This is a genomic window from Deltaproteobacteria bacterium (assembly GCA_016180855.1).
GTDB lineage: Bacteria > UBA10199 > UBA10199 > JACPAL01 > JACPAL01 > JACPAL01.
In genome coordinates, this window is record JACPAL010000009.1 from 60,514 (window position 1) to 85,521 (window position 25,008).

Consider the following 25,008-nt stretch of genomic DNA (forward strand, 5'->3'; position numbering starts at 1 on the left):
TGTTCCTAATATTTCAGCTTCACTCTTTTAATTCTTGCGCCGAGCCCTCTCAGCTTTTTCTCAATCTGTTCATAACCCCGATCGATATGATAGACACGATGGATCTCGGTGATTCCTTTCGCGGCGAGTCCCGCCAGGATTAGGGCGGCCGAGGCCCGGAGATCCGAGGCCATCAAGGGGGCGCCGGAGAGTCTCTTGACTCCCTGAATCACCGCCGAATGTCCTTCAATCTTTATATGGGCCCCCATCCGGAGGAGCTCCTGGGCATGGAGAAAACGGTTTTCAAAGATCGTTTCCGTCATGACACTGGTTCCATCGGCAATCGTCATTAAGGCCATAAACTGGGCCTGAAAATCGGTTGCAAAACCGGGGTAGGGGGCTGTGGTGACATCAACACTTCGGAGGGTGTGGGGGCCGATGACCCGGATTCCGTTTGCCTCGAGCCGGACCTCTGTCCCGGCCTCACGCAATTTAAGTGACAACGCCTCAACAAAGATCGGATCAATGCCGGAGACGACGAGATTCCCTGCGGTGATTGCGGAGGCGATCATAAAGGTTCCTGCCTCAATCCGATCGGCAATGATGTGGTGTTGGCAACCGTGCAACTGTTTAACCCCGCTGATGGTGAGGGTGGTCGTCCCGGCGCCGGAGATCCTTCCTCCCATCTTGATCAGGACCTCCGCCAAATCGGCAATCTCCGGTTCCTGGGCGGCGTTTTCAATGATCGTTTCACCCTCGGCCAGCACGGCAGCCATCATGACGTTTTCTGTGCCTGTCACGCTGACCGTGTCAAAATGAATCCGCGCCCCATGGAGTTTTTTAGCTCGGGCGACGACGTACCCCTCCTGGATATCAATCTTGGCCCCCATCTGTTCGAACGCCTTGAGGTGGAGATTGATCGGCCGTGCCCCGATTGCACAGCCGCCGGGGAGGGAGACCTTCGCCTTCTTGAACCGTGCGAGCAATGGCCCCATGACGAGAACGGAGGCGCGCATCGTTCGGACCAGGTCATAGGTGGCGGTGTAGCTCTTCATTCCGTTTGAAGAGATTCGGAAAGAGGCCCCTTTTTTTTCAGGGAGGAGGACCGAGAGACCCAATTTTTCAAGGAGACGGCAGGTTGTGAGGATATCCCGAAGCGCCGGGATATTTTCAAACTGGTTCCAGCCCTCTGCCAAGATGGATGAGAAAAGAACCGGCAGGGCGGAATTTTTCGCCCCGCTGATTTCAACCTTTCCTTTAAGCCGTCGCCCCCCCTGAATAACGATTTTGTCCATGCAACCTCTTAAAGCTGTACCCTCTCAGGGTACGAATTTTATAGATTTTCTACTGTATTTCCGAAACGAGCCTTCTGATCAAGCGATAATTCCTATAGGACATCGTTTCTTAAGTAAAAGGAGCCACACGATGAAGACAACTTACATTTTATTCATCATCATGATGGGGGTCATTATGGCTTGCACATCGACGAATGAGCAGGAAAATCCCTCGGGGTCAGAAAGTTCTTCGCAGCAAGGGGATTCTTCTTCTCCAACCCCTGAGTCTTCATCCGAGACACCCTCCTCTTGTTCTACCGATTGCTCTTCTTCGTCCTCTTCTTCAGAAGAAGTATCTGAAGAGGTACCGTCTGAGAACCCTCCACTTCCTTCATGCGGCGATGGTCTTCAGCAGGGGCAAGAAGACTGCGATGATGGCAACGGTGATGATAATGACAGTTGTCGAAACGATTGTACCCTAAGGAGTCATCGAGGATTATGTGGCAATGGTCTCGTTCAGAATCTGGAGATTTGTGATGATGGAAATGAGGTCGATAACGATTCTTGTAAGAATGATTGTAATCCGTCACCCAATCGTTGTGGAAACGGTCTCCAAGAACGGGGTGAAGAGTGTGACGATGGCGATCGCAACAATTCGGATAATTGTCTGAACAACTGTCAAATGTCGGCCTGTGGTGATGGCGTTGTTTTTGAAGGGGTGGAACCGTGTGATGATGGCAACCAGAATGACCTTGATTCCTGCCGCAATGATTGTCGTTTTCCTATCCTCATCGGTTGTGGAAACGGTATTGTTGAAGAGGGAGAGGAATGTGATGATGGTAATACCAACCAGACCGATTCCTGTTATGATGATTGTACGATTCCTACTTGTGGCGATTTAATTCTCTCCCAAGGTGAGGAATGCGATGATGGCAATTTAGATGATTTTGATACCTGTCTTAACGATTGCCGATGGGCTTACTGTGGAGATGGTACCGTCCACTTTTTTACTCGCAATGAGACCTGTGATGATGGCAATCGAGTCGATGGAGATGATTGCCCCAGCGATTGTCATGAAGGGGAGGGTTCTTCTAGCTATTGTGGGGATGGGGTGGTCGAAGGTCAGGAACAATGTGATGATGCCAATGAAGAGATGGGGGATAGCTGTATCATTTGTCAAATGGCTGAGTGTGGAGATGGGTTTGTCTGGCTGGAGATGGAAGAATGCGATGATGGAAATCAAAATGATCAGGATCTCTGTCGTAATGATTGTACCGTTACTTTGAATCGCTGTGGTAATGCCATCACAGAGGGAGATGAGGAATGTGACGATGGAAATGGTTTGGAGGAAGACAGTTGCCTTAACAATTGTCAGATCGCTGTTTGTGGCGATGGGGTCCGTCGATCTGTCGAACAATGTGATGACGGAAACAGGAATAATGATGATGGCTGCCGGAATGATTGTACAGAAGGATGGAATATTCCGGATGTCTGCGGCAATGGGGTCGTTGAAGCAGGCGAGCAATGTGATGACGGCAATTTTCAAGATGGAGATGAGTGCCCTACGAGCTGCCTTTTAGCGGTTTGCGGAGACGGATTTCTCTACGGAGGTGTTGAAGGGTGCGATGATGGCAATGCCGATGACAGCGATGCTTGTTTAAGCAGTTGTGTCAGTGCCGTTTGTGGAGACGGTTTTGTTCAGTTAGGGGTAGAGGAATGTGATGATGGCAACCAAATCAGTGAGGATGGGTGTGATTTTAACTGCCTTAAACCAAAGTAACCCTTTTTTGAGTGATCACGACTCGATCCCTCCCACTTAAATCTTTTTTAATTTCCATGAGTGATAGGCAAGGGATCTCTTTGATCAATCTTGCTACCTCTTTCCCCTGATCTTCTCCTATCTCAAGGAGTAGAATTCCTTCCTCTTTAAGAGAGGGAGGAGCCTCTTGGATGATCTTCTGAATTTGTGTAAGACCGAATGGACCTCCGTTTAGCGCCTGGCGGGGCTCAAAATTTTTGATCTCAGGTTCGAGTCGATCAATCTCCTCCTCCGCAATATAAGGGGGGTTGGAGAGGATTAAGTCAAATTGCCGATTTTCTGCCTCGAATGTTCTCCACGGAGCGATGTTGGAGAGTATAAAATCGATTTGGGTCTGGGCCTTGTTTTGGATCACATTGCCCTGCGCGATTTCGAGTGCGGCATCGGAAATATCTGTCGCTGTGATCCGTGCATGGGGAATGTTTTTTGCCAGGGCAATCGCAATACAGCCGGATCCGGTGCCGATTTCGAGGATTTGGATTTTCGTAGGGGGGCTGCTTGCTGCGCCCGCCCCTATCTGTTTGATCGCCTCCTCCACCAATAATTCCGTTTCTGGTCGTGGAATCAGCACGTCGGGAGTCACCTTGAACTTGAGGCCATAAAACTCCGTTTCGCCAATGATGTATTGAAGTGGTTCCCGTTTGATGCGTCGCTGAAGGAGCCCTCTAAAAAGGGACAGATCTTTATCACCCACTCTCCAGTCATGCTTGAGGTAGAGATCGATGCGCGCGCATTTCAGGATATGGGCAAGCAGGAGTTCGGCATCGAGCCTTGGGTTGGGGATGCCTCCCTTGGAGAAGTAATCGGTTGTCCATTGAATCAAACGGAGGGATGTCCAGACCTCACTCATTCGTCTTCAACGCCTCGGTTTGATAATGAGTGTGCAATGCATCAACTATTTCCTGAATCTCTCCGTCGAGTACGCGATCGAGCTTGTGAAGGGTGAGTCCGATTCGGTGATCGGTTAGCCGGTTTTGAGGAAAGTTATAGGTTCGGATCTTTTCACTCCGGTCGCCCGATCCGACCATCGCCTGTCGCGAAGAGCGAATCTCCGCATTCTTCTTCTCCTCTTCGATTTCGTACAGTCGGGCCTTGAGAATTTTCATTGCCTTTGCCCTGTTTTTGATCTGGCTGCGTTCATCGCGGCAGACGACGACAAGACCCGTTGGGACGTGGGTGATCCGGACCGCCGAGTCGGTTGTATTGACCCCCTGGCCTCCCGGACCTGAGGCGCGAAAGACATCGACCTTCAGTTCCGAGGGGTTGATCTGAATATCGACGTCATCCACCTCCGGGAGCACAGCGATCGAGACGGCCGAGGTATGAATTCGCCCCTGGGCCTCGGTTTTTGGAACACGTTGAACCCGGTGAATTCCCCCCTCATACTTGAGGTCGCTGTAGACATTTCGGCCGGAGATCAGGGCGATCACTTCCTTGAGTCCTCCAAGGCCGGTCGGATTGGTATCCATCAGCTCGACACGCCAGCCGCGTGATTCGGCATATCGGCTGTACATCCGAAAAAGATCCGAGGCAAAGAGGGCTGCCTCTTCACCGCCTGTCCCGGCCCGGATTTCGATAAAAATATTTTTGGCGTCGCGTGGATCCTTTGGAATCAAAAGAAGTTTAAGTTCCTTTTCCCATTCCCCTTTTTTCTCCTCTAAAACACTTAACTCCTCCTTAGCCATTTTACGGATTTCCTCATCACTCTCTTCCAGGAGCTTTTTGTTCTCCTCAATCTCTTGCTTTGTTTTTTTGTAATTTTGATAGGTCTCAATCAACTCTGTGAGGCCGGAACGTTCGATAGAGAGTTTCTGAAAAAGGGGCTGATTTTGTGCTGTGGAGGGGTCCCCCAGCTTTTTCTCGATTTCCTGGTATTTTTTTTCAATCTCTTCCAGTTTTTCGAACATACCAATCCTCTAGAGAGGCGCTGCTGACTGCGCCTTTCGTTTAGGTGGGTACCGGGAAGGGTACCCGGGTTGGAGGTATTTAGCCTTTTTTCTTGCTGTATCTCTTTTGAAACCGCTCTACACGCCCCGCCGTGTCGAGCAGTTTTTGCTTGCCGGTATAGAAAGGGTGACAGTGTGAACAAACGGCAACCGTCAGCTCCTTGGTTGTGGAGATCGTTTCAATCGTATGTCCGCAGACACAGGAGACTTTGACCTGGTGAACCGTTGGGTGAATATCAGCCTTCATGGGGGGAGGACTTTAGCAAGCTATTCTCCCGATTGCAAGGCGGTTTTGTGACCTATTTAGTCTCGATGATCCCGCTCAAGAACTGTGTCAATTGGACGTCTGAGGGGCGGTTGCTGGGTCGTGCCCCTTGGGCCAATTGTGAGAGGCGGGTTGGGGCCGCTACATGGTGGGGCAACCCTTTTTGATATTTGTCGCGGATAGAAATAGGACGGGTTGTTACAGGATCAGCAGAGAGACCCAGAAATGATGCGATCCTGGAGGCAAGCCCTTTCTTGGGTGGCTGTGCCTTGACAGACTGTCGATTGGGCAACTGTGGCGCCAGTTTGGGCGTGCCCAGGGGATTGGGTCTCGGTGCCTGTTGCTGAATTGGCCTTGCCATACCTAACAGTAAAGGGAGCAATATCTATGCCATAAGACTTAGGTTTAACCCGATGTGCTAATGTATAACTATTTGATATTATTGTATTTTTTATTTAAGCGCTTGGATGGGATCTTCGATTGTAGCCCTTATGGGGAGCTGGCACCTCTTTCCCAGGTACAAAATCCCGTCAGTTGAATTTAGTCACAACCTCTTATCCCGCTTACCCGATGGCGGTCTCAGATGGTTGATGCACTATCGTTTCCATTCTCACTCGAAAAATTTGGACGTTTTCCGCTCGCTTCAATTCCACTTTCAGAATGGGATCAATCGGCAGAGGATCACCTAACAAAAGAGGGGAATAAGAATCTATGGAAGTTTATCAAAATTGGGGCGTTCGTTGGTATTGGTGCTTTTGGAATTAGGGGTCTTCTGAAGTGGAGTGGGGAGTTTGCAGAGGCGTCCAAGGTTTGGGGACAGCGGTGGAATTTAAGCCCGATGATGATCGGCATGACGTTGGGTGTCTTTGGGACCTCCCTCCCCGAGTTGATGGTTTCGATCATGTCGGCCGCCGTCGCGGAGGTGACGGATTCCGATACAGAATCTCTCGGCCAGTCGACCTGCCTCGGGGCCTCTGTTATTAGCCTGGGACTTGGACTTGGGGTGGGGGCGTTCTATTATTTTCGAAAGACAGGGGTTGCCATTCCGTTCAGCCGTCTTTTTCTTCCGTTTATAGGCACGCTCTGGGGTGGAATTTTATTGACCACCTATGCTGCTTCGGATGGCCGGATTGACCGTTCGGAAGGATTGCTTCAGGTTGGCGCCTTTGCCGCTTTAGCAGCACTTTCCCTTGTGATGAACAGGCGGTTTCATCTCCTGCCGGAGAACTCCTTCCCTCTGTCAACCATTGCGAATCCAGGCAAGGTGATGATCAGGTCACTCTTGAAGATTCAGGCGGCCTCGGCCGCTGCCTCGGTTGCCGCTATTGGAATTTCTGACACACTCGGCATTGAGGAGTCGGTTATGGGCTCGGTTGTAACGGCGACGGCGACCGGTCTTCCGGATATGGCATTTGTTTTGTCGCTCCTTCACCGTAATCCAGGTTTCGCAATCGGCAATCTGATAGGCCTGTTGCAGTTTAATCTGGTTTTTATCCCCGGTCTCGTTTCGATGGTACGCCCCTCAAAGGTCAGGCAGTCTATCTTTGAGGATCAAGGGCGATTTTTGCTTGGGCTCCTGGCTGTTTTTACCTGTTGTTCGTTGCTCGGACGGGTTAATCGGGTTGCGGGAACATCCTTTTTGGCGATCTACTCCCTTTTTGCCTTGAGCCAGATTTTGGCCGGGTGGCAGCAGGCGAGAAATTCATTGCATTCGGCGCCCGAAGCTCTTCCTGCCAAGAAGAATGACCCCTAAGAAGATAAGTGAGCTGGAGAGACCAAGCGACCACTGCCTGATCCAAAAGGTGATGGCAAGGTTGAAGAGCATGATGGAGAGATAAAAAAGAGGTCCGAGAGCGGAGATGCGAAGAGGGGAGGCGGTTAAAGGCAACTTTTTCTCTACCGCTGCAAAAAGGCTGAAAATAATTAATCCCACGAAAAACCATCCCGCAAAATTGGAAAAGGGGACGCCAAAATAAATTCCGGGATGCTCGTAGTAAAAAATTTTTCCCAAAAACCATTGGTCTCCCCGAACAGCCAGTGGGTCGGTGACGATGTCGAGAAGGGTCATAAGTGTGGCAGATAGTACCAGAGATTGCCAATGCTTGGGCGGGTCCTGTCCCGTCGGAACCCTCCGACAGTACTCAACGCTCCTAGCCGTTCGCGTCTCCGTGCTGTCGGAGGAACCCGACGTGCCACCCGCCCTCATTATGTGATGAGCCATCTCAAAGCTTGCATACGCCATGAACACATATGAAATGGAATCCCAGACCGGTACACCGGAGAGCACGAGCTCCCCTTTCATATTCTCATAGACGCGCGATTCAGGGAGCAGATCAGGACAAACGATAGAAGAAAGAGGGCGACATACGGTCGTTGATGTAAGGTAATAAGCAGTGATTGCATGCTTCAAGGGCCTATGATAGTCAGTGGGCTCGTGAAATCGTTCACGTCACTCCTCTTGTTATTGGCCACTCTTTTTTCTCCCGCTTTGACAGCGGAAAGCAACAAGATTTCTATCATCACCTTAGATGACAAGATCATCAATCCGATTGCGGCAGAGTATATTCAGGAATCGATTGATCGTGCGGAAAAAGAGGGGTACCAGGCGCTCGTTATACAGTTGGACACACCGGGCGGTCTCCTCTCATCGACACGTCAGATTGTAAAAAGGATTCTGAATGCCGAGGTTCCCGTTATTGTTTATGTCGCCCCATCCGGTTCGCGGGCTGGTTCGGCTGGTGTGTTTATTACACTTGCCTCGCACATTGCGGTGATGGCCCCCTCGACCAACATTGGGGCCGCCCACCCGGTGGAGTTTGGTGAGAGCCCTCAAAAGAAGGATGAATCGTTCAAGGAGCTTTTAAAGGATCTTCGAAAAGAGAAGGAGAAGAGTAAGGATCAAGAGAAACAGGAACCTTCTCCCATTGTGGGCCGGCCTTCCGGAGGCCAAGGAGAGGGTCAGGGTGAGGGGATTAAGAGTCCGATGGAGGAGAAAATATTGAACGACACAGTTGCCTGGGTCAGCACTATTGCGGAGACGCGAGGCAGAAATGTGGAATGGGCTATTCGTGCCGTGAAGCAGAGTATCTCAGATGGTGAGGAGGCGGCTTTGAAAGAGGGGGTTATTGATTTTATTGCCAAGGATCTGGATGAACTCCTCTCCAGAGTGGACGGTCAAGAGGTTAAACTAGCCGGCGGAAAAACAATTTTTCTGCGCACAGTTGGGAGTGAAAAGATTGTCACGGAGATGAATGCCCGACAGCGGTTTCTGGATGTCCTCATCAATCCGAATATTGCCTATATTCTCATGATGCTCGGTTTCTATGGCCTTCTCTTTGAGATTACCCATCCCGGTTCCTGGTTTCCCGGAGTTGCCGGTCTTATCTGTATTATTCTGGCGTTCTATGCCTTTCATACCTTGCCGACGAACTACGCAGGTCTTGCGCTTATCATTCTTGCGATGATCCTGTTTTTTGCCGAAATCTTTGTGACAAGTTATGGCCTGCTTGGTGTTGCGGGAGTTGTCTGTCTCCTTTTGGGCTCCCTCTTTCTGGTCAATTCAACGGCCGAGTTCATGAAGTTGTCCCTTTCACTCGTCATTCCCGTTGTTCTCTCGACGGGGGCGATCTTCTTTTTTCTGTTAAGCCTTGCCGTTCGTTCCCAACGCCGAAGAAGCTCATCAGGCGTAGAGGGAATGATCGGACTTGTGGGCGAGATGCAAGAGGAGGGGAAGGTTTTGGTGAATGGGGAGCTATGGGATACGATCACAAAAGATCTCTTGACGAAGGGAAGCAAGGTAAAGATTGTAAAAACGGACGGCATGAAACTGCACGTCTCAAAATCCTAAAGGAGGATCTATGACACCCCTGTCGATCGCAGTCCTGTTTGTCGTGCTGTATCTCTTCAGCTCGGTGAAGATTCTTCGTGAGTACGAACGAGGGGTCATCTTTCGGTTGGGACGGATGTTGCCAGCCCCCAAGGGACCCGGAATTGTCTTTGTCTTTGCGCCGATTGATCGGATTGTAAGGGTTTCCCTTCGTGTGATCACCCTCGATATCCCTCCCCAAGATACCATTACGCGCGACAACGTCTCGATCAAGGTGAATGCCGTTGTTTATTTTCGTGTGATTGAACCGAACAAGGCGATTGTGGCGGTTGAAGATTTTCTCTATGCCACCTCTCAGATGTCCCAAACCACGCTTCGTAGTGTGATCGGTCAGGGGGATCTTGATACCTTGTTGGGAGAGAGGGAGAAGGTCAATCTTCGGATACAGGAGATCTTGGATCGTCAGACCGATCCCTGGGGTGTCAAGGTGACGACGGTGGAAGTGAAACATATCGATCTTCCCCAGGAGATGCAGCGGGCGATGGCCAAACAGGCCGAGGCGGAAAGGGAACGTCGTGCTAAAGTGATTCGCGCCGAGGGTGAGTATCAGTCGGCTGAAAAACTGGTGGGGGCTGCCAAGATGATGGGGGATCACCCGATGAGTTTGCAGATGAGGTATTTACAAACCCTTGTTGAGGTCGCCTCCGAGAAGAACTCGACGACAATCTTTCCGATCCCGATTGATCTGTTTGAACCATTTTTGAAAAAGAGGTCCTAAGAGCCTGTCGGAATAATGCTCCGGCTGCAAATTTCACTGGTCGCCGTCTGCCTTCGTCAGATTTCGCAAAAAGTCCTCGACGTAGCGCACCGGCTACGCCTGCGGGCTTTTTGCTTATCTTCCTTGTCATTTGCCTCCAAGTCGACTGAAGTCCGAGAGATCCCATGTGTAGAGGGTAGGGATTTTTTTCTTAAGTGCTGCTTGATAGATGAGGGCGTCGTAAATCGCCCCACTTCTTAAATTGAGGTCTCTGACTCTCTGCAGGGCGTTTTGATAATCCTTATGAGTTAAATCGATCACTTCGAAAAAAGGAAAGATGTTGTTGCCGAGCATCTGTAGAACATCAGCAGGAGAGAGGTGAGGTGAGCCAGGATAAGAGGTCAAGGTAGAGTAATATTCTGCGATGGTATGTGTCGCAATAGCAGCGTTTAATTTCTTACGGTAAACCTGTTGAAGAAGTCGATCTGAGGCCTGTTCATGAATATGATGATGAACCGTTGCTGCGACGAGAACAGATGTGTCAATAACCGCCAACACGTTTATTTCTCTCCTCCCGTATCCTTTCTATGGTCTCTCGGATTGTTTCCTTTGGAAGCTCTTTAAACTCTACCTTAAGCCATCCGTTCTCTTTGATGATTTTTGGCCTGTCAGGAACAGGTTTCAATATAATCCGATCCGGTTCCTCGATTACCTCAAACTCAGTCCCGGCATTGAGTCCAAGACGGTCCCGGATCCCCTTGGGGAGAACGACCCGTCCTGCCTTGTCGATCGGTATTTGAAGTCGTTCAGAGGCCATAATAAAGCAACCTTACCTTATTTTATGGCATATGTAAATGGTATTTAATTATGCCATTATAATATGGCATAACGTATCGCCCTCAAAGAACCCCGTTGCGGAGCACCTTAATAAATTCTGTAACCAGAGTAGGGTCCCACTGCCCCCAGTTTTTCTCCTTGTCGAGGACCGCCAATGCCTCTTCGGATCTCATCGCCTTGCGATAGGGGCGATTCGTCGTCATCGCATCGTAGCTGTCGGCAATCGCTGAGATCCTGGCAAAGAGAGGGATCTTCTCTCCGCCCATCCTGTCAGGATGCCCCTCCCCATCGAACCGTTCATGGTGGTTTTTGATAACAGGGAGTGAGGCGGTGATCGATTTCAACTTGCAGCAGATCTCATATCCTTTAAGCGGATGAGTTCTCACATGCTCCATCTCTTCGGAGGTTAGAGGACCGGGCTTGTGAAGGATCTCCTCGCGGATTCCAATCTTGCCGATGTCATGCATGAGGCCGCCGCGCCAGATCTGGTTTTGCTCCCGTTCGGAGAGGCCGAGCGAGATCGCCATTTGCCGTGAATAGCGGGCGACCCTCTCCGAATGGCCCCGCGTGTACAGGTCTTTTGCCTCAATTGCCTGCGCAAGGGAGACAAGGATGTTTTCGCTCCTTTCCAGATCGTCATAGAGCGACTTCATCCGGAGGAGAGAGCGGATCCGTGTCGCGAGTTCAAGACGGTTAAACGGCTTGATGAGAAAGTCATCGGCCCCCAGCTCGATCGCCTTGAGCTTGTCGTCCATCTCCTGCAGAGCGGTTACAATAATGATCGGGATGAAGCGGAGCTCCTTGTCTGATTTGAGGGTCTGACAGACCTCGTAACCCGTCATAACCGGCATCATGAGATCGAGCAGGATAATATCCGGTTTGAAGGAAGAGACCTTGTCGAGCGTCTGCTGGCCGTCGTAGGCGCAGTCGAGTTCATAGCCCGAGCTCTTGAGCTGCATCCGGATCAGCTCGACGTTGGCGACGTTGTCATCCGCGATGAGGACACGAGGCGGCCGGCCGAAATGGGATGAAAGATCTTCCATGGACGAACAAAGTCTAGCCTAGAGGCCCATCATAAGTCCAGAGCTCTCAAGAAAAGCTGCTTGACACCCTCCGTCCGATGCATTGAGAAAGAGATATGTTGAGGGTTCTCCGTTGGCTTTTTACCTGGGGGTTGGTCGCAGGACTTCTCTGGATTATCCTCCAGCTTGAGTACAAGGGGACGCCCGTTAAGGAGCATTTAGGGCAATTTTTAAAGGCCCCCCTAATCCAGGAGGTTTTCCGGCAAGGAAAAGGGGTCGTTAGTGGATGGTTCAAGAAAGAAGAGAACGGTCCTCATGGAGAGACAATGGATCGGTTGCGGGACGAGGATCGTGAGGCACTCGAGGAGGTCCTCAAAAAGGAAGGGAAGGAGTGAAATCTCTGGTCCGGTGGATTGTTGGGATTTTCATTCTCTCGATTGGTGTTCTAGGGGTCAGTTATCTCCAAAAGAGATTTGATGCGAGTGATATCCGGAAGGCGTATGAGGCCTTGGAGAAAAAGGGTGAGAAGGTAGAGGGTTGTTCTGCACAGGTTGTTTCTCGATCTCGCGGTCATGTTTTGGTTCGGTGTCGTGAGGGGGATTGGCTCATTGACACCGTTCAGGGTGTTATAGGAGAGGAGAATCATGGCAACTAAAGAAAAGAAAGAAGTGGTAGAGGCAGGAGAAAAATGTCGCATCGATCGTTGCAAGCGTCCGTATCGTGCGAAGGGGTATTGCAACGTTCATTACAAGGCTTGGCGACATGGAGAGCTGCCGCATTCGCGAAAGGGGAAGGGCATCAAGCCGACTGAGGTACCCGCAGCAGAAGGTGCGGCAAAACCGGAAACAGCTGGCCAGGCCCCTTCGGCCTAGTCTGATGTGAGATGAGAGCGCCGCTTATTGATTACTTCAAAACGGCCCTCGAAAAACTCGGTCCTCAGCACTGGTGGCCGGGGGAGACCCCGTTTGAGGTCTGCGTCGGGGCGATCCTCACCCAGAATACCAATTGGGGAAATGTTGAGAAGGCGATCAACAATCTCAAATCGGCCAGTGTTCTTGAACCCAGAAAGCTTTATGGTCTTCCTCCTTTGAGATTGGCGGAGCTGATCCGTCCTGCCGGCTATTTTAACATCAAGACAAAGCGCCTCCGCTCCTTCCTGAAATTCCTGCTCGAAGAGTATGAGGGGGATTTGGATCGGATGTTTCAGGAAAATACCGAAACCTTGCGGGAGAAGCTGCTCTCGGTAAAAGGAATCGGTCCGGAGACCTGTGATTCGATCCTCCTTTATGCCGGCCAGAAACCGGTTTTTGTCGTTGATGCCTACACCAAGAGGATCTTTGTTCGGCATCAACTTCTCTCCGAGGAGGATGATTATTTTTCGATTCAAGAATATTTTGCGGATCACCTTTCCGGTTACGGAGGGGCGCCCCTTGGTGCTCCATTAAATGGGGTCCAGCAAGCAGGACCCCTACAATTATTCAACGAATTTCACGCCCTCATCGTCAACATCGGCAAAAACTGGTGCAAATCACGGGAACCGGATTGTGAAAACTGTCCGTGGAAGACTTTTTTACCGTTGTAGCTTAAGGGGTGATGGATTTGTTACGGTCTTACGATTGACAACACCGAATTCTGTTTACGGATATACTTCTTGGCGACGGCCAGAACCGCCTCGGCGGTGACTTTTTCGATCTCTTGAGGGTAGCGATGCATCTCTTTCCACCCGATTCCGAGAATTTCATTGCTTGCAATGAGTGAGGCGACGGTGGAGTTCTTCTGCAGCTCCATCTCGTAATTGCCAATCAGATACCTTTTGGCCCTTTCCATCTCTTCCGGCGTCGGGGGATGCGTTGTGATTTTTTCGAGCTCCTTTTCCATTCCCTGAAGAGAAAGATCGAGTTTTTGAGGGTCACATCCGATATAAAACATCAGATACCCCTCTTCGACCCCCTCCTGGGCCTGGAAAGAGACCGTGTAGGCGAGTCCCTGTTTATCACGAAGCTCCAGAAAGAGTCGCCCCCCCTGGCCCGACAGGATGGCGCTTAGCATGTCGAGGGAGTACCTTTCCCGATTCTTTACTGTTGTTCCTAAAAATCCGTAGACCACATGGGCCTGAAATTTCTCTTTTCTTTTGATGATGTTTTCCAGCGGGGAGGGAGGACACCTCGTCTTGAGGATTTGAAGAGGGTGGTAGGGGTCAAATCTCTTCTTAAACTTCTGGTCCAGTCGTTCGTTCAACTCTTCGGCGTCGACATCCCCTGAAATGGCCAACACAATATTTTTGGGGTGGATCGTCTTCTGATAAAAACGGATCAACTCCTCCCGTCGAATCCCCTGAACCGATTTTTTTGTACCCAGGAGGGGGAGGCCGTAGGGATGTTTAGGATAGAGATGAGAGAGAAAATGTCGAATTGCAACAGAGGGGAGTGAATCCTCACGGTTTCGGATGGCGGTATAAATGACCTCTTTCTCCTTCTGGATCTCTTCAGGGGGAAAGGAGGGGTGAAGCAGGAGGTCGCAGAAGAGATTGATTCCTTCCGTCAATTTTTCCGTCAGAAAAAGAGAGCCGATTCCAAAGAGGTTGCTGCTGGAGAAGCCATCAAAATGGCCGGAGATATTTTCAGACTCTTCCGCAATCTCCTGGGCGATTCGACTCTCCGTCCCCTTGGTCAGCAAAAGAGAGGCGAGATGGGAGATGCCGTTATTTCCACTTTTTTCCGCACGGAGTCCCCCGAGTGAGACGCTTCGGATCGATACGAGCGGCAGGGAATGGTTTTCACGTACAAAAAGACGAACACCCGATGAAAGCCGGAATGAGCGAACCTCGGAGGAGGGTCTTGATTTTTTCTTGGGTGAATACCGGCCGAGGGATGAAAGAGTCTTCTCCAGTTTGCCCCACGGCTCCCCCTTGGGGTGACAGAGGGAGAGATTCATCCTTTCGGGTTGAAGGTATTGTTCTGCCACTTTCAGGAGATCATCATTCTTAAGAGAGGCGATTTTCTGGTAATAGGGCTCCTCATAGTCAAGATCTCCGGCGATTCCGGAGAAGAAACCAAGTTTTCTGGCAAGGCGGTCGACGGTCTGTTTCTCATAGATCCGGCTACTTTTAAGGTTTTCTTTTGCCCGCACGAGCTCGACCGGCCGGATCCCCTCCTGCCGAATCCGGTCAACCTCCTCCCAAACGACTTGCAGGACCTTCTCCGGTTGCTTGTTACGAAGAAGACAGCCAATGGTCAGAAGACCGGGATAACGAGGGGTGTAGGGATAGGCGTTGATAGCAGAGACGAGTCCCTCTTTCTCTTTGAGCCGCTGTTCCAGGCGGGAACTAGCTCCGCCTCCCAGAACCTGCCCAAGCAGATCAAGGGCCGGCACATCCTCATGGGTGAATTGCGGAATCGGCATGGCAAGATCCATGTAATGACCTTCAATATTCATCCCGTAAAGCGACAACCTGGGGGAGGTTTGTGGGGGGTCGAGGGGAATCTGTTGGGCTGGGGGATTTTGAAAACGGATTTTGCCCAAGAGAGATTCCAGTTTTTTCAAGACTTCTGCTCCACGAAAATCCCCGACACCGATGAAGATCAGATTGGGGCCGACATACCATTGATGGTAAAAATCTTTGAGATAATTGCGGGAGATCCCCCGGACCGTCTCCCGGTTTCCCGCAATCGGGCGGCGGTACGGATGAACGGCGTAGGCGGTTTGAAACAGTTTCTCTCCGACCATCTGAGAGGGGTTATCCTCCGCGCGGGAAATCTCCTCAACCACCACCTCTTTTTCGCGGGTCAGCTCGGCCTCATCAAAGGTCGGATCGGAGGTGGCATCGGCCAAGACATCAAGTCCGACAGACATCGTTCGGGAAGGCATATTGATATAGAAGACCGTTTCATCAAAGCTGGTATAGGCATTCATGTCGCCACCGGCCGCCTCCACCTCACGTGCGATCTGGCCAACGGGACGTTTGGAGGTTCCCTTGAAGATCATATGTTCGATCAAATGACAGATGCCGGCCGTTTCATCGGTTTCATTGACGCTCCCAACGTTGGCCCAGACATTCCAGGAGACGATCGGGGCATCATGTCGCTCCAGTAAAACAATGCGAAGTCCATTCGGGAGAGTCGCTGTGAGCGGTTTTTCCATGAGAGGTGCTAAGGTCTCAGAAAAATGCACCAACATCAATCTTATTTTACCATGTTGCGCTATTCTTCCTGCTTTTGTATAGAGAGCCGATGCTTGAAATCCTCCTCCTTCGTCATGGACAGACCGACTGGAACAAAGGGGGGCGTGTTATGGGGCGTCGTCCGATCCCTATCAACAAGGTGGGGCGTAGAGAATCGGAACTGGTTGCCCAACTCCTCAAGAATGTGAAGGTCGACTATCTTTATGCGAGCCCGGTTCTTCGGGCGGTTCAGACGGCACGGATTGTCATGCGCAGTCGAAGAATCAAATTGGAGACGGCTCCCGAACTGGCCGAGGTGGAATACGGTTCCTGGGTCGGCAGGACATTTGAGGATGTCAGTCGTGAGAAGCAGTACCGAATTTACCATACGACCCCTCGTTTGGCCCATCCGCCGGGGGGTGAAAGGCTGACCGATGTTCAGAAGAGGAGCCTTGCCTTTATCGAGGCGTTGAAGAAGAGGCATCGGAGGGGGTCGGTTCTTTTGGTGACCCATGCTGATGTGATTCGGTCGATTCTGATTCACTACCTGAATATGGACTTAAATGACATGCTCCGGATGCAGATTGATAACGGGTCCCTTTCCATTCTCCGGGTCGAGAAGAGGTCGACCGATGTTGTTGCCGTGAACTACATTCCGGCCATCGAGAAACTTTTTGAAGGCCGGCCGACGGATCGCATTGCCTCTTTACCGGGACATGACGGGTCTGATCCTGTATGAGCCGACGATCCTCCCGGGACAGTGTGGAGGAGCTGGAAGAAAAAATCCGACACCACAACCGGCTCTATTTTGAAAAAAATGCGCCGGTCATTTCCGACCCGGACTTTGACAGCCTCGTTCGTAAACTTAAAAAAATAAGGCCGGGCTCGCCGGTTTTATCCGAAATTCCCGCCGATTTCTCTGTTCAAGAAAAAGAGTTCAAGAAGGTGACTCACTTAAGTCCGATGCTCTCTCTCGATAAAGGATATTCTGAGCAAGAGGTTCTGGAGTGGGCCGGAAAGTTTGACGGAGATCTGATCGCCTCCCCCAAGATTGACGGTTGTGCAACGGAACTCCGCTACAATGAAAAGGGGGAGTTGTTTTTGGCGGCAACGCGTGGTGACGGGATGGTCGGGGAGGAGATCACGCCAAATGCCCGAATGATTTTGGATATCCCGCAAAAAATCTCGCCATTTCGTGGGGGGCTGGAGATACGCGGTGAAATCTATATGCGGCTTTCTGTCTTTGAGAAATATAAAAAGGAGTTTGCCAATCCACGCAACCTCGCAGCTGGTGCGATCAAGCAGAAGAACCCACGAAAGACCTCTCAATACAGCCTCTCATTTTTTGGTTATGATGTCTTGGGGACCCCTTTTGAAACCGAGGCCGAAAAGATCCGCCTTTTAAAATTGTTTCGCTTTCCGACCGTTGAGATGCGGGGAGTGGTGAAGACAAAAATTCAAGAGATGTTTGACTATTTTCTCTCCAAACGGGCCACTCTTGATTATGAGACCGATGGCGTTGTCTTTAAAGTCAATCGCATTGATGAGCAGAAGCGGCTTGGATTTACCGCCCATCACCCGCGTTTTGCAATTGCCTACAAGTTTCAGGGGGATTCAGGGATAACTACCTTAGAAGAGGTGGAGTGGTCTGTTGCGCGGTCGGGGACGATCACGCCGGTGGGTGTCGTTCGGCCAGTGGAACTTTCCGGTGCGATGGTGAGCCGTGTCTCTCTCCACAACTATGGTCTTATGAAGGCGTTAGGTCTTAGACGTGGTTCGAAGGTTTTGATGACACGGCGGGGCGGGGTCATTCCAAAGCTGGAATCGGTTGTTGAGGCGGGACGGGGGGGGCCTTTTATGCCTCCGAAGAGATGCCCCTCGTGCTCTCTGGCGACAGAAGTTCGAGATGATTTTCTCTACTGCACTAATCCAAAAGGATGTCGAAAGACAAAAATGGAGGAGTTGGAACATTTCATCAAGGTGATCGAGTGCGACGGCTTTGGCGAAAAACTGATCGTCCAGCTTTATGACAACGGTTTTGTGAAGGATCCCTCTGATTTCTTCCACCTTAAAAAAGAGGATCTTCTGGAGCTGGAGCGGATGGGTGATGTTCTTGCCACGAAACTGATTGGAAATATTCAGGCAAGACGTGAGCTCCCCCTCGATCTGTTTCTCAGATCCTTGGGAATCCGGGAGCTGGCGAAACACACCTCAAAAATTCTCGTCAGGGAGTTCAAGACGCTCGATTGTATTCTGGCAGTGACTGAGGAAGAGCTCTCGGCGATCCATACCATTGGTCCTGTCATTGCACGGGAGGTCGTGGAGGGGTTGAAGTTAAGGAAGGGGTTACTTGAGAGATTGTTGAAGTATGTAAATGTAAGGGCGCCGCTTGCTGCACCCAAGGAAGGAGTCCAGTCAGCAGGATCCCTACAAAATAAAAAATTCCTCTTTACGGGCTCTCTTCTCTCCATGGAGCGCCCCAAGGCGGAAAAATTAGTTGAACGTTTGGGTGGAGAGATCGCGAGTGGTGTGACGAAAGACCTCGATTATCTCGTGGTCGGTGATGGGGGCGGTGCCGGGTCTAAACTGGAGAAATAAAAATTATTTCTGAGGGGGAGTGGAGAAAAATCGTCGATTCCAGTCCCGCTTAATGACTTAAGGAGTGTTTTTCTAGCTTTTCCTTCGCTATCTCCCAGAGGATATGTCCTTTTTCCTGTCCCTTGTCTGGGACAAAAAAGAACCCACTCTCTCTTACTTTGTTGACCCCCCAGGCAGCGGCCATACCGGCTAACAGAGAGATGCCAGAAAATCTCTGAAGAGGCTTCACGAGAAAGAAAACGGCTGTTGTGCCAATTGCGGCGATATTGGCGTACATCAGCATACCAAAATCGAGCATGAGCACCTCCCCGGCATACGAAGGGGAGTCGTGGGAGAGATGATAGGCTGCCTTCATCAACGGATAGACCATCCCGATGGCAGAACCGATCACGATGGCGGCGACCATTCGCTGGCCATTCAGTCTGTCTAGCTTTCCGATTGTTGCCTTAAGAGATTCCAGAAGCGGCGGACGATGTTTTCCTCCCTGTACGAGTGCTTTATGAAGTTCTTCCGCTGTATCAAGTTTGGCAATCCATCGGAAGACGTTGCTCGAGTCAAGAGGGGAATGGAGGCGGGGGACAATATTCCCCAACGCCCTAAAAGGACCGCGGAATCGGGCATCGTAGGAGTAGGGGAAAACAAAATCAAACAGATGGGTCATTCCATAGTAAGGTCCCAAGTGATTATTGACAACCCGTTGTTGGAGTCGATCAAACAGGAGGTTCGTCAGAAATCCCCCTATGAGAGGTGAGGCGACGACATGCGGAGTAAAATTTCGTTCATTATTAATGTTCTGCATTTCGACCCGCTTGTTCGGTCTATCAGAAGGAACAGTTGCGGCAAAAATATCTATCGATCGGTTAACGCAAACATTTTTTGTAGAGGTTTCAAGGCGGCGAGGCGGACTTCTTCAGAGATCGTGATCTCCGGTTTTAAATCGCGGAGACAGAGGTAGACTTTTTCAAGCGTGTTTTTCTTCATGTGGGGACATTCATTGCAGGCGCAGTTGCCATCGTTTCAAGCGTGTTTTTCTTCATGTGGGGACATTCATTGCAGGCGCAGTTGCCATCGGGCGGCGCCGGGATCAGTTTTTTGCCGGGGGCCATCTTTTCCATTTGGTGAAGGATGCCGGCTTCGGTGACAACAATAAACTCTTCGGAGCTGCTTTCCTGTACGTACTGGAGCAATTTTGAGGTGGAACCGATAAAGTTGGCGTGCTGGAGGATCCTTTCTTCACATTCCGGATGGGCAATGACCTTGGACTGAGGGTATCGCTCTTTGAGTTGAACAAGCTTTTTCTCACTGAAAATTTCATGGACGATGCAGGTCCCGTTCCAAAGAACCATCGGACGGTTCAGTTTTTTGATCAAATAGGTGCCCAGATTTTTGTCTGGCGCAAAAATGATCGGTTTATTTTTAGGAATCTGGGCAACGATTTTTTCTGCATTGGACGAGGTGCAGATGATATCGCTCAACGCCTTAATTGCGGCGGTGCAATTGATGTAAGAGATGACGATATGATCCGGATATTTTGATTTAAAGGCGCTGAACTGGTCGGGAGGACAACTGTCGGCCAGCGAACAGCCAGCCTCCAGGTCTGGGACAACCACCTTTTTTGTGGGGTTCAGGATCTTGGCGGTCTCTGCCATGAAGTGGACGCCGGCAAAGACGATAATATCGGCATTGGTTGCCTGGGCCCGTCGGGCAAGTCCCAGGCTGTCTTCTACGGTGTCGGCCAGGTCCTGAATCTCCGATTCCTGATAAAAGTGGGCCAGCAGAACGGCGTTTCGTTGCGTCTTGAGACGGCTAATCTCCTCATAAAGGTCCATGTCAAAAAAGTATCCCTTTTTGGGCGGCCCTGTAAAGGGGGTGGTTAGTGTTTTGCCCCTGAAAGGCTGGAGAAGGTCGAGAGGAGTCTCTTTTGAACCGTTCGGCACCTTTCATTTTCCTGATAGGCCTCTTGCAAACCCTTCAGGACGGTTGGTGGAAGTTCCGGACTTTTTTGAAGGAAGCCGGAAATTTCCTGCGAGCTTTTTTCCGTACAGACGGCCGGGACAAGCGACCGGACAAAGGATCTCATAAAAAGTGAATCGCGTTTTTCTATCAAAGTGGGAAGTTTTTCAAAAAAGAGAGAGGCAGATTCCCCTCGAAGTTTCTTCTGTTGTGCCGGGAAGAGGTGTTCCATGACGATCCTTTGTCTGGCCAAGGTCATCGAATCATCCGGGGAAAGGATTTTTTCCAGCCACTCTCTTTTGGAGGTGGTGGGTCGTGCCGCCCGCGAAGCGAGCGCCATTTTCTGGCCTTGTTCCGAAGGGTCTCGCTTCAGCTCTTCTTCAAGGAGTAACTCCTGTTCCGCGTGACCTGCGGCGTTTAACTCCAGGACAATGGCCCATCGTCGATCCTGATCAGGCGTGAAACCGGACAGCTTGATTTTTTCAGCGAGAATCTTTTTAAGATTTTCCTTCGCTTTTGAACTCAAGGCAAGACGGACATAGCTATCAAACCAGAACTTTTGATGATCAGAGCCAGCTGTTGCTGAAAGGAGGTGAAGCCAGGCGATCTCCTCCAGTTTCTTGAGGATTGCCTCGGTTGTTTTGAATCCCTCTTCTCCCGCCTGAGGAAGGTAGAGGAGCAAATTAGCCTCGAGGGGACGGTTCTGACTTCCGTATATTTTTGAGCCCAGGTCTGAGAGAATGCGTACCTCCGTTTCCTGAGGCAGGTATTCCAAAAGAAGAGAGGTAAATTCAAATAGGGGCATCTCTCCCTCCCTGACGAGGTTCCAGAAGAGCTGCCAGATCATCATTCGGGAGAGTGGATCGGTGAGGTCAGAAAGGTGCTTTTTGATCGTGGTGAGCGATTGAGGGTCGAGTTGCATCTTGACATAGGCATGATCACCGAAATTGGGAAAAACGAAGGCGGGGCAGGATTCCCCCTGAAGTTCGGAAAGCGGGGTTTTTGGAGAGTTGGCAAGGGTTGTTACCACTTTCTGCAGATTGAGGACCCCCTGATTCAGCCCAAACAAGGCGATCTGGAGACGGTGGACCGGTTTGGGAGCGCGATTAAAGGGATATCCCTGGTTTAAGGAGAACTCCCGGATTTTCCCCCCTTCGCATCGATAGGAGGCCTGGAGAAGACTGATCCCTTCTGTTGTGAGCCAGGCTTCCGTCCAACGTTTGAGAGAAACTCCGGAAGAGGCCTCGAGGGCAGAGAGGAAGCTTTCCCTCTCTGTATTTTCATACTGATTCTCCTTGAGATATTTTCTGACCCCCTCCCGGAATTTGTTGCTGCCCAGGTAAAAATCCAGCTGTTTCAGCAGAGAGGCCCCTTTTCCGTAAGTGATTCCGTCGAAATAGGTAAATGCCTGCTCCGTATCGGGGGAGGCGACTTCAACGGGATGATGGGTTGTCAGATCATCTTCATAGTAGCCCCAATGCTTGTAACTCTCCAGAAATGAGAGCCATCCGTTCTTGAATTCCGTTGCTCCTTCGATAGCCAGAGTGGCGAGATAAGTGGCAAAACTTTCGTTCAACCAGAGATCGTTCCACCAGCGCATCGTCACGAGATTGCCGAACCACATATGAGACATTTCGTGCAGGATGACAGAGGCCTTTTTTTCCCTCTGTTTCTCGGTTGATTTTCCACGCTCCACGTAACGCTCAGAGAAGGTAACGGCCCCGATATTTTCCATCGCGCCTGAGTTGAAATCCGGGACAATCAGCTGATCATATTTTTTGAAAGGGTAAGGGATGTCGAAGTAGGTCTGATAGAACGTGAAGCCCTGACGAGTTATTTTGAACCACTCCTCCACCTCCACATAAGGGGCGATCGATTGCCGCGCGAAAAGGCGAAGGGGGATGCTGTCTGCCTGCGATTCCCAGGTCTTGTATTCCCCGGCGTGCAGAGGAAAGAGATAGGTGCTGAAGAGACTGCTTTTGGGGAAACGCCAGGTTTTCCTGCCATTCTGCTCCGGAGAGATCTCCTCCTCGCGGACCGAAGAGATAACCTGCCAGGTGGAGGGGGCCTCGACCGAAACGGTGTAACTCGCCTTGAGATCCGGCTGATCAAAACAGGGGAACAGCCGATTGGCATCAAACGGTTCAAAATCGGTATAGAGGTACAGACGCTGATCTTGAGGATCCTTGAAGCGGTAGAGTCCTGCCCCGGTCTGGCTGTAGGGGTGGGTAAATTCGATGATGATCCTGTTTTCCCCTTCCTTAAGAAACTCCGGGGCAAGCGTAAGAAAGAGACGGTTATAGGGAATCGGTGTGACGTTTTTTTCATTGACGGTCAGTGAGACAATTTGACCATCGGCAAAGTCAAGGGTGATTGGATACTCTTTGGAGCGAAGCCGGAAGGCGGCCTTCGCCTTGCCTGAGAAATCACCCTTCTCCGCATCCAGCGAAAAAGAGAGATCGTAACGGATGTTGTGAATCAGCTGGGCCCGAAACCGGGCCTGCTCTTCCATGAGGCCTTTTTTACTTGCCCTTTCATGAAGGGGGGGGCGACTGCAAGAACTGAAGAGAGAACAGCCGAGCAGGGCGACGAGCATAACGATGACACCCCGCGTGTAAGGCTTGAACATGCTTAACTCCCCCATTGAGTCCCGAAATATAATTTTTTAAAGGCGCTTAGGCAAGTTTTCTATTCGCTCGCGCGGAGTGAACGGGATTCAAGACGCGTGCAATGCGTGGTTTCCAAGTGTCACGGGCTTGTCCGTGGGCATCTACTTGCAGATGGACCAGCCGTTTTATTGACAAATTGCTTTCATTTTTTGATAGGGAGGGGTGACTATGAGATTGTCTGCAAGAACGGCCCTCCTTTTGATCCCTTTACTGTTCGTCGTCTCTGGCTGCGGGGGACGCACCCCTTCTCCCGAAACGTCCCAGAGGGTAATCGCCAAGACGTTTAAAAAATATGGCAAGAAGTACAACGAGACCGACTTTGGGAAATATGCGATTGATCGTGTCGAGGTGGCCCATACCGAAGAGCTTCAAAGCAAACTCGCCTCGGTGGAGACCTTTATCTATTTGAATGAGGGACCTGTCTATCGGGTCCGTTCAACCTTGGTAAAGAAGGCGTTCGGGTGGAGGCATCGGTCGTGGGAAAATTTGGGCAAGCGGTAGATCCACTCTCAAAAACAGATGTACTCCCCAGGAGTACATTTTTTACCTGCAGAGGCCATTTAAGAAGAACTTTTTACCTAAATTCCTCCGTCAGGAACTGCGAAATTTAGGTTGGTAGCAACAAACTATTCAGTTAACAAAAGGAGTTTTCAGGGCTCTTCATTCAAATTCTCCAGCCCAGAGTTTATCCAGGAAGAGATCGAAAGGAAGGATATGAACCCCTTCTGAAAAACGGGGCTTGATAGATGGGTCGTTCAGACAGACAAGTATATAATATTTCAATTTTTTTTCTTCCTGAAGCGCTTTAAGTCCTTTTAAATCGGAGGAGTTGATATTTTTCTTTGCCTTTACTTCGATGGCGATTTTGTCAGCCAGGATGAAATCAACCTCGAATCCCGATTGACTCCTCCAATAATTTAGATCTCCCACGCGCCTATAATCCGAAAAGGTTCTGAGCTCGTGGAAAAGATAGGTTTCGAAGGCATCGCCAAACTCAGGCGTCCCAAAGTTTAAATGAGAACGATGTTGTAGAAAGCGAACAACGCCGCTATCAAAAAAATAAAATTTATCAGTCGCTGTTGGTTTTCTCTTTTGGCTTTTTTTCCAGGGGTGCAGTGGAAAGGCAATCAATGTATCTTTTAGAATTTCGAAGTATTCATGGATCGTGCTTCTAGGAACTTGAGCATCATTGCCTATCTCCGTAAAATTGATCAACTTGGCATTGCAAAGTGCCGCAACTTCCAAAAAACGGCTGAATGCAGGGATATTCCTTGTGAGACCTTCTGAAGCAATCTCCTCCTTTAAATAATTGCTGGCATAACTTTCCAAATCCTCGTCTGGGGAATTCGAAAAATAAATAGAGGGAAGGAGGCCAACGTTTAAGGCCCTTGAAAGATCGAATTTGGAACCAAGCTCCTTGTAAATAAAAGGATGGAGCATACGAGAGCGGGCTCGGCCTCCCAATAAATTGGCGCCGCCACGTCTTAGTTTACGGGCACTGGAACCTGTCAGCAAGAAATGTATTCTTCTTTCTTCGATGAGCAGGTGGACTTGGTCCAGTAAATGAGGAAGTTTCTGGATCTCATCAATAACCACGATTTTGGCCTCTCTTGGGATTTCCTCTTTGAGAAGATGGGGGGAGTGGCTTAATTTCAAAAAAGTGGGGCTATCAAGAAGGTTATAGAAAGGGACATCTTGAAAGATATGATGAATAAGACTCGTTTTTCCTGTTTGTCTGGGTCCAAAGAGAAAACACGATTTTTCCTTTAAAATCGAAAAGATATCGATAAATCGCGTGATATACTGGGGTGTATTATTTGACATATATTTCGTCGTTTAAAGTATAAAATGACGACATAGTTGTCAAATTAATTTATCCGCCTCCGCCAGAAAACCCTGCCGTC

General features: G+C 50.2%; 23 protein-coding genes and 2 pseudogenes. 11 read left to right on the forward strand and 14 right to left on the reverse strand.

The annotated features are described in order from the left end of the window. Positions 1-5: 5 nt before the first annotated feature. A complete protein-coding gene (murA, locus tag HYT77_04795; protein ID MBI2067312.1) occupies positions 6-1,274 on the reverse strand; it encodes a UDP-N-acetylglucosamine 1-carboxyvinyltransferase in 1,269 nt (422 codons plus the stop codon). Positions 1,275-1,404: 130 nt separating this feature from the next. Here murA and HYT77_04800 point away from each other — a divergent pair, with 130 nt between their 5' ends. Further along, entirely contained in the window at positions 1,405-3,033 is a 1,629-nt protein-coding gene (locus HYT77_04800) for a DUF4215 domain-containing protein (GenBank protein ID MBI2067313.1), read from the forward strand. Here HYT77_04800 and prmC read toward each other — a convergent pair. The 4 genes from prmC to HYT77_04820 form a co-directional block, all read right to left on the reverse strand. Continuing rightward, entirely contained in the window at positions 3,020-3,922 is a 903-nt protein-coding gene (gene prmC, locus HYT77_04805; protein ID MBI2067314.1) for a peptide chain release factor N(5)-glutamine methyltransferase, read from the reverse strand. The genes HYT77_04800 and prmC overlap by 14 nt on opposite strands. After that, a complete protein-coding gene (prfA, locus tag HYT77_04810) occupies positions 3,915-4,979 on the reverse strand; it encodes a peptide chain release factor 1 (GenBank protein MBI2067315.1) in 1,065 nt (354 codons plus the stop codon). The genes prmC and prfA overlap by 8 nt, the downstream gene beginning before the upstream one ends. A 79-nt stretch (positions 4,980-5,058) precedes the next feature. Then, positions 5,059-5,265 carry a 50S ribosomal protein L31 gene (gene rpmE, locus HYT77_04815; GenBank protein ID MBI2067316.1) on the reverse strand — a complete coding sequence of 69 codons (207 nt, stop codon included), beginning with the start codon at positions 5,263-5,265 and terminating at the stop codon, positions 5,059-5,061. A gap of 52 nt (positions 5,266-5,317) precedes the next feature. Next, entirely contained in the window at positions 5,318-5,644 is a 327-nt protein-coding gene (locus HYT77_04820; protein MBI2067317.1) for a hypothetical protein, read from the reverse strand. Positions 5,645-5,866: 222 nt separating this feature from the next. Here HYT77_04820 and HYT77_04825 point away from each other — a divergent pair, with 222 nt between their 5' ends. Beyond that, positions 5,867-7,036: a hypothetical protein gene (locus HYT77_04825; protein MBI2067318.1), complete on the forward strand. Its 1,170-nt coding sequence runs from the start codon at positions 5,867-5,869 to the stop codon at positions 7,034-7,036. Here the strand turns inward: HYT77_04825 and HYT77_04830 are convergent. Next, the gene (locus tag HYT77_04830; protein MBI2067319.1) at positions 6,986-7,585 is read right to left on the reverse strand and encodes a carotenoid biosynthesis protein; all 600 of its coding nucleotides are present in this window, start codon (positions 7,583-7,585) and stop codon (positions 6,986-6,988) included. The two genes, HYT77_04825 and HYT77_04830, sit on opposite strands and share 51 nt — an antisense overlap. Before the next feature lie 132 nt (positions 7,586-7,717). Here HYT77_04830 and HYT77_04835 point away from each other — a divergent pair, with 132 nt between their 5' ends. Beyond that, complete coding sequence (locus HYT77_04835) at positions 7,718-9,130, forward strand: nodulation protein NfeD (GenBank protein ID MBI2067320.1); 1,413 nt, start codon at positions 7,718-7,720, stop codon at positions 9,128-9,130. Between the two features lie 10 nt (positions 9,131-9,140). Continuing rightward, positions 9,141-9,887: a slipin family protein gene (locus HYT77_04840; protein ID MBI2067321.1), complete on the forward strand. Its 747-nt coding sequence runs from the start codon at positions 9,141-9,143 to the stop codon at positions 9,885-9,887. Positions 9,888-10,013: 126 nt separating this feature from the next. Here HYT77_04840 and HYT77_04845 read toward each other — a convergent pair whose 3' ends face one another. The 3 genes from HYT77_04845 to HYT77_04855 form a co-directional block, all read right to left on the reverse strand. Beyond that, positions 10,014-10,424, reverse strand: a complete 411-nt coding sequence (locus HYT77_04845) for a PIN domain-containing protein (protein MBI2067322.1) — start codon at positions 10,422-10,424, stop codon at positions 10,014-10,016. Beyond that, the gene (locus tag HYT77_04850) at positions 10,408-10,683 is read right to left on the reverse strand and encodes an AbrB/MazE/SpoVT family DNA-binding domain-containing protein (GenBank protein MBI2067323.1); all 276 of its coding nucleotides are present in this window, start codon (positions 10,681-10,683) and stop codon (positions 10,408-10,410) included. Before HYT77_04850 ends, HYT77_04845 begins: the two co-directional genes overlap by 17 nt. Positions 10,684-10,765: 82 nt before the next feature. Beyond that, on the reverse strand, positions 10,766-11,746 hold the full coding sequence (locus HYT77_04855) for a response regulator (GenBank protein ID MBI2067324.1): 981 nt from the start codon (positions 11,744-11,746) through the stop codon (positions 10,766-10,768). Positions 11,747-11,841: 95 nt separating this feature from the next. Here HYT77_04855 and HYT77_04860 point away from each other — a divergent pair, with 95 nt between their 5' ends. From HYT77_04860 to HYT77_04875, 4 genes and pseudogenes are all read left to right on the forward strand, one after another. Beyond that, positions 11,842-12,120, forward strand: coding sequence for a hypothetical protein (locus HYT77_04860; protein MBI2067325.1), 279 nt, complete (start codon positions 11,842-11,844; stop codon positions 12,118-12,120). After that, the gene (locus tag HYT77_04865; protein ID MBI2067326.1) at positions 12,117-12,380 is read left to right on the forward strand and encodes a hypothetical protein; all 264 of its coding nucleotides are present in this window, start codon (positions 12,117-12,119) and stop codon (positions 12,378-12,380) included. Before HYT77_04860 ends, HYT77_04865 begins: the two co-directional genes overlap by 4 nt. A 34-nt stretch (positions 12,381-12,414) precedes the next feature. Then, positions 12,415-12,510, forward strand: a pseudogene (locus HYT77_04870) (vegetative protein). A gap of 98 nt (positions 12,511-12,608) precedes the next feature. Then, on the forward strand, positions 12,609-13,307 hold the full coding sequence (locus HYT77_04875; GenBank protein ID MBI2067327.1) for an endonuclease III domain-containing protein: 699 nt from the start codon (positions 12,609-12,611) through the stop codon (positions 13,305-13,307). Positions 13,308-13,327: 20 nt separating this feature from the next. Here the strand turns inward: HYT77_04875 and HYT77_04880 are convergent, their stop codons facing one another. After that, entirely contained in the window at positions 13,328-15,865 is a 2,538-nt protein-coding gene (locus tag HYT77_04880) for an insulinase family protein (GenBank protein ID MBI2067328.1), read from the reverse strand. Positions 15,866-15,954: 89 nt separating this feature from the next. Between HYT77_04880 and HYT77_04885 the strand changes: the two genes are divergently transcribed. Beyond that, on the forward strand, positions 15,955-16,623 hold the full coding sequence (locus HYT77_04885; protein ID MBI2067329.1) for a histidine phosphatase family protein: 669 nt from the start codon (positions 15,955-15,957) through the stop codon (positions 16,621-16,623). Next, entirely contained in the window at positions 16,620-18,482 is a 1,863-nt protein-coding gene (gene ligA, locus HYT77_04890; GenBank protein MBI2067330.1) for an NAD-dependent DNA ligase LigA, read from the forward strand. The genes HYT77_04885 and ligA overlap by 4 nt, the downstream gene beginning before the upstream one ends. A 49-nt stretch (positions 18,483-18,531) precedes the next feature. Here ligA and HYT77_04895 read toward each other — a convergent pair whose 3' ends face one another. The 3 genes and pseudogenes from HYT77_04895 to pepN form a co-directional block, all read right to left on the reverse strand. After that, on the reverse strand, positions 18,532-19,281 hold the full coding sequence (locus tag HYT77_04895; protein ID MBI2067331.1) for a hypothetical protein: 750 nt from the start codon (positions 19,279-19,281) through the stop codon (positions 18,532-18,534). Positions 19,282-19,331: 50 nt separating this feature from the next. After that, a pseudogene (nadA, locus tag HYT77_04900) lies at positions 19,332-20,311 on the reverse strand (quinolinate synthase NadA). A gap of 44 nt (positions 20,312-20,355) precedes the next feature. Further along, positions 20,356-23,079, reverse strand: a complete 2,724-nt coding sequence (gene pepN, locus HYT77_04905) for an aminopeptidase N (protein MBI2067332.1) — start codon at positions 23,077-23,079, stop codon at positions 20,356-20,358. Between the two features lie 193 nt (positions 23,080-23,272). Between pepN and HYT77_04910 the strand changes: the two genes are divergently transcribed. Continuing rightward, on the forward strand, positions 23,273-23,605 hold the full coding sequence (locus HYT77_04910) for a hypothetical protein (GenBank protein MBI2067333.1): 333 nt from the start codon (positions 23,273-23,275) through the stop codon (positions 23,603-23,605). A gap of 159 nt (positions 23,606-23,764) precedes the next feature. Here HYT77_04910 and HYT77_04915 read toward each other — a convergent pair whose 3' ends face one another. Then, positions 23,765-24,928, reverse strand: coding sequence for an ATP-binding protein (locus tag HYT77_04915; protein ID MBI2067334.1), 1,164 nt, complete (start codon positions 24,926-24,928; stop codon positions 23,765-23,767). Positions 24,929-25,008 lie beyond the last annotated feature (80 nt).